A 5,272-nucleotide genomic window follows, 5' to 3' on the forward strand; every position below is an offset into this window, starting at 1 on the left:
AGGCTGGTAGCCAATTATATCGGACCAACAATTATGGCGAGACGTACTAAAGAAGATGCAGAAAAAACCCGAGTCAAGTTGATTCACACTGCCTTGATGTTGTTCAGTGAAAAGGGGGTTTCCCATACGACACTGAACGACATCGCGAAAGCTGCTGGGGTCACGAAAGGTGCGTTCTACTGGCATTTCAAAAATAAGTTAGAAATATTTGATGCGATCACTCAGGAATACAGTGAAAAAACTGATGAGCTTTCACTGGCAAAACTAACGGCTAGCGATAATACCCTAACAGGGATTCTCGATGCGATAGCCTTCTACTTTAAACAGCTAGAAGAGTCGGCCGAGCTTAAGGCTTACTTCATGATTGTCTATTACCGATGTGAATTCACTGATGAATTTAGCTCTTTGTTAGAAAGGCATAAAGCTGAGTATACTATCGCCAAGAAAGAATTTAGTTTCTTCTTGCAGCAGATTGAGGTTGATAGCTGGGTGAACAAGCAAGTTGGTGATTGTGATTTGATCGCAGAAATATTAGTCGATGCACTATCAGGCCTAATAATGCGTAGCTTGTTGTCAGATGAGTTTAAGTTGAGTGAGCAGGCTATAAAAACATCAAAGTTCATTTTAGCTGGTGGTGGCATCCGACTCTAATATGCATCAATGTTCGCGGCTTTTTGGCTAAAATAAAGGCTCAACTGATCAACGGCTCGTTTTATTAACCTATTGGTGCATATAAAATGAGATATATAACAAAACTGTTTTTCATTTGTGTCGCATTCGCGATATTAACAGTTTTTATCCCTGCGATAGCTGGGTATGAACTTGTCGAATGGCTAATCGATATCACCACACCGTAATAAAATCGAAATGCCCTAATCATTCCTCGATTAGGGCATTTCTTTATAGGCAGTTACTCATAATGGTAACAGGTTAGGCAGTAGCTTGCGTTAATTCGACTGATTGTTTCTTATTACGTTTGGTCGCAAGACTATGCAGGTGTAAGCCTGATAAGGTCAGTGCTATGCCGGTGATAGAACCAATTAACGCGAGAGTACCAAACCAGAATAAACCGACAAGCGTTAGGGTTTCCTTCTTAACGTCTTTATAGTGGCTGACATTATCGACATACGATGCCATTCGATATACCTGGTTAGATAGCGCAAGGGTGTTAGTTTCGATCTCGATAACCCGAATATCGTAGCGAAACTTATTATTGGCTTGTCTGATTTCGTTGATGTATTGCTTTTCGCTGGAGAAGGCAGTGTCGATCTCATCAAGCTTGTTGTCTAAGTTCTGAAGTGCAGATTTTTTCTCCTTGATTAATCGTGCTTCCCTAATCGCAAGGTTTTTGTTGCTGGCACTTACAGCTTGATTGTAGCTACGGGTCAGAGAACTTATTTCATCTTCTTTTTGCTTGATGATGTCATCTTTGAGCGACAGTAAATCAGAGTAGTAGTCATCAAGGAACTCGACAGATTCAAAATCGGTCTTGTTTTGCTTTCCGGTGATAGTCTTGTCGTTTATATTGCTTAGCTGTTCTTCGACGTAGCGTATCTTTTCGTCATAATCTTTCCTGACTGAGTCAGAAGTAAAGAAGTTTGCGTCGTCCAGCGCTTTTTGTTTCTCGATTGTCAGTGTACTTAGCTGATCGAGTAGACGGGTACGCTCCTTTTGTACCATATCAACAGAGCCTTGCGAGCGTTCCAGGCTAGACTTGAACCTCTCTTCCTTCTTAAGAGAGAGTTCTCTTAGTAACTCTGACTTTTCCAACTTCAGCTTAGTGAGCTCATTGCGTGCCGCATTCAAAGATCTTCTGAGTTCAGGGACATTTTTAGATAGTCGCGCATTTTGCGCTACTAAGTTAGCGTGCTGTTGTCTGTAGTTCTTATCGACCGTTTCTTTGTCTGTTGAAATTTCCTGCGTTTTTACTTCATAGTCCTGCAACGCGATTTGGATGTTCTCTTCATTGTTTTTGATTTGGTTTTCTATTTTGCTGATCTCAATCTCATTCAAGTTAATTTGATTGTTGATAGATGAGAAAGCTCTTTCAAAGCCGTTCAAAAGGGTTTCAAAGGTGATTAGGCATAAGAAGCAGAGCATGAGCAAATACATGATGAAAGATTTCTTAGAGTGCCATAGCCCGATAACAAATGGAATTTTAGTCAGCTCTACCAGTGAGATCATGACAAATGGCGCAGATAGGGTAAATGTACCTATTAGGTTATCGCCGTTCAAAACCAGTGATATTGAGATACACAGGCCGATGAACACAACAATGAGCTCAACGAACCAGGCTATTTTTCGAAGGAAACGACTGTGTTTATGGAGGTTGTTTAGATCATTATCTAGATGTGATTCATTTATATTACTCATTGACAAGCAGACTCTCTCGATTAGGTTTATAAGCCACTGGTTTTATATGTTGTTTAAGTTGCGTATTTATATTTACAGTTAATGAACAGCAAATAAAAATAATTTAACTGTTAGGTTCTATTTAGTGCTAAAGGGTTGTTGTTAATGAAATTTTGTTCGTTTTACTTTCTGTCTGACAACAGCGCAAGTTTAAAATGCCAAAAACGGGATATTCTCGTAAACATTTATAAAACCAAGCGATTTTTCTATCGTTAACGATATCATTCGAATAAGACTTCATTTGCATATTTTCTGTCGATGGTACTTTCCTGTCTTTAGCACTGATTACTCCTTTATATGGCAAGTGGTAGTAAGTTGTCGAATCGTTTCAATATACATGTAAGTATTAGCCTTGCAAATAGCAAAATACTAAATGCGTGATAATGTATCCACTCCAGTGTTCTGAAGGTTGAATAGATAAGTAGTATTGATGAAAAATTGTTGAAATGTTTCGATTGTTTGTCTCTGCTGTGACAAGCAGTCGATAATACTAGGGCAAGGAATATTAGTTTTATAGCCGCCTAATTTTTTTGTTGTATTCACTATTAAAATTGATGTTTAGTTAGACGTCACCATTATATGTGTTGTTAAATCTTTGTTTTTATTGGTAATATTGTGAGGTTGCGCATGTTCGAAAAATTCGAATAACTATAGCTAAAATTTACGCTATCTTGATCGCAGCGCTGTCCCTATAGTTACTTCAACAGCAACAAGCATCGAATCTAGTAAGGATAGCAATATGTCTAAAGTTCTCGTTCTTAAATCAAGCATTCTTGGTGATTACTCTCAGTCGAACGGTCTAATCGATCATCTGGTTAGCTCTCTTGAAGGCAATGTCCCTGATATCACAGAGCGTGACTTGGCAGCTCAGCCATTGCCTGTACTGGATGGTGAAATTGCTGGTGGCTTGCGTGGGGGAGATGATTTGTCAGAGCGTCAGAAGGAAACATTGGCGCAATCTGATCAATTGATTAATGAGCTGAAAGCCCACGATACGATCGTCATTGCCGCGCCAATGTATAACTTTCATATTCCTACTCAGCTAAAGAACTGGATCGACTTGGTTGCACGCGCAGGTGTTACTTTTAGTTATACAGAAACCGGGCCAGTTGGTTTAATCACAGGCAAGAAAGCTATTGTTGTTACCACTCGGGGCGGAATGCATAAAGATGGTCCAACAGATGTAATGATCCCATATTTGAAAACAGTACTTGGCTTTATCGGCATTACAGATGTAGAGGTGGTGTATGGCGAGGCGTTGGCCATGGGACCTGAAATGGCAGAGAAAGCAATTTCAGAAGCAAAAACTGAGCTAGATAACCTGAGTGTGGTTGACCGTAAGACCGGACAGGAAGATGTTGCACCGCAAAAGCAAATTCCAGCATGGAAAAAGCTTTTGAGCAAGTTAGGAATTAGTTAATAGAACTTCTTTAAGATATTGATAGATACCGTAATTAAACTAAACTTCCGAATTAATGGATGATGATATTGCGGTGTCTAAATATACTCAATGTGAATTTTTTCAAAATTTCTATACGTTCAACTTCTGTTTAGCTTCAGAGAGTAACCTAAGTCTAAGCCGATTGTTTTTGAAGTATTATAAGCTTATTTGAGACTATTGGTGGTTACTATAATATAAAGATGGGGAAATTAAGATGAAAAAGGTAAATATTGCGCTATCGTCTGTATTGATTGCATTTTCTTCAATGTCATTTGCTGATATCAGTATTTCTGACACACAAAATGGTGCTTGGGTGAAAGTAACTGATAATGGGCAGCCGTCTGCAAATGCTGTTGTATCCGTTGAAAATCAATCTCAAGTGAAAGGCACTTATCAGACTGATGATAGTGGTCGTGTATTTATCCCACTTTCTTTAAATAGCTCTAAATCTGTTAAGTATAAAGCGGTAACTGAAGATGGTAATGAATTTAACCGTTTTGCTTTCCATGGTGTTCAGAAGCGTTAATTAAAAGACGACCTTGCTGTCACCAAAATCGCCTTTTCACGGAAGAGAAGGCTAGTTACGACACTGAGAAAATATGTCCATTTCCGAATTATAAACTTCAGTTTCTACATCCATGATGCCTAACATTGAATGAAAAATGTTGTCTTGCGAGTAGCTGTTCTTCTCGGCAGCATGTTTAAGGCAGTCTGTATTAATCTTTTTATTCTTCGAAAAGCTACTTGAAAACCAAGCCATCATCGGCACCTGAGTTTGATGATCCGGCGCAAGGCTATACGGTGTTCCATGTAAATACAAGCCATTTTCTCCTAAGGACTCGCCATGATCGGAGATATAAAAAAGCGCTGTATTATATTTGTCTTCTAGCTGTTTGAGCTTGGTAATGGTTTGGCTTATTACGAAATCTGTATACAAAATAGTATTATCGTAAGTATTGATAATCTCTTCTTGGCTACAATTTTCGATATCACTGCGTGGGCAGTCAGGCGTAAAGAAGCGTTTATCCTCAGGGTAGCGCTGATAATAGGTTGGTCCGTGACTACCGATAAGGTGCAGAGTAAGCATACGGTTACCTTTCATGGCCGAGATATCGTTATCCAAACCTTCTAGTAGTGCCATATCGTAGCAAGTACTTCCGTTGCAAAACTCATTCTGTACGTTACGCTGTATCTCTAATAGCGGGATACGCTTGGCTACATCCTTATCGCCACCGTCATTTTCTTTCCAAAGTAGCGAAATGCCTGCGCGTTGCATGATATCCAGAAAGTTATCCTGGTTAGTGGCCCGTTGCTTGTCATAACTGCTTTGTGGCATGGCTGAGTACATACACGGGACAGAAACCGCGGTAGCGGTGGCGCATGAACTGACATCTCGGAAAGAAATCATGCCCAAATCAC

5 protein-coding genes are annotated in these 5,272 nt (G+C 39.6%); 3 read left to right on the top strand and 2 right to left on the bottom strand.

Annotated features, from left to right (window positions below; all coding sequences use genetic code 11):
• The coding region (locus MHN01_RS24585; protein WP_304622862.1) for a TetR family transcriptional regulator at nucleotides 1-651 on the top strand (651 nt) is incomplete at its 5' end.
• A gap of 279 nt (nucleotides 652-930) precedes the next feature.
• On the opposite strand, the gene MHN01_RS15650 is transcribed toward MHN01_RS24585, so the two are convergent.
• Nucleotides 931-2,373 carry a hypothetical protein gene (locus tag MHN01_RS15650; RefSeq protein WP_239412197.1) on the bottom strand — a complete coding sequence of 481 codons (1,443 nt, stop codon included), beginning with the start codon at nucleotides 2,371-2,373 and terminating at the stop codon, nucleotides 931-933.
• A 778-nt stretch (nucleotides 2,374-3,151) separates the two neighbouring features.
• On the opposite strand from MHN01_RS15650, the gene MHN01_RS15655 reads away from it, so the two are divergent.
• Both MHN01_RS15655 and MHN01_RS15660 read left to right on the top strand, forming a co-directional pair.
• Complete coding sequence (locus MHN01_RS15655) at nucleotides 3,152-3,832, top strand: FMN-dependent NADH-azoreductase (RefSeq protein ID WP_304622863.1); 681 nt, start codon at nucleotides 3,152-3,154, stop codon at nucleotides 3,830-3,832.
• 235 nt (nucleotides 3,833-4,067) lie between these two features.
• Nucleotides 4,068-4,379, top strand: a complete 312-nt coding sequence (locus MHN01_RS15660) for a hypothetical protein (protein ID WP_239412198.1) — start codon at nucleotides 4,068-4,070, stop codon at nucleotides 4,377-4,379.
• Nucleotides 4,380-4,430: 51 nt separating this feature from the next.
• Here the strand turns inward: MHN01_RS15660 and MHN01_RS15665 are convergent.
• A partial coding sequence (locus tag MHN01_RS15665) for a phosphoethanolamine transferase (RefSeq protein WP_239412199.1) occupies nucleotides 4,431-5,272 on the bottom strand: 842 nt, incomplete at its 5' end.

This window comes from Photobacterium sp. OFAV2-7, assembly GCF_022347985.1.
Lineage (GTDB): Bacteria > Pseudomonadota > Gammaproteobacteria > Enterobacterales > Vibrionaceae > Photobacterium.

Bases quoted from the DNA above. Each gene is read 5' to 3' on its own strand.
- MHN01_RS15655 (WP_304622863.1), top strand. From the start codon at position 3,152: ATGTCTAAAGTTCTCGTTCTTAAATCAAGCATTCTTGGTGATTACTCT.
- MHN01_RS15660 (WP_239412198.1), top strand. From the start codon at position 4,068: ATGAAAAAGGTAAATATTGCGCTATCGTCTGTATTGATTGCATTTTCT.
- MHN01_RS15650 (WP_239412197.1), bottom strand. From the start codon at position 2,373: ATGAGTAATATAAATGAATCACATCTAGATAATGATCTAAACAACCTC.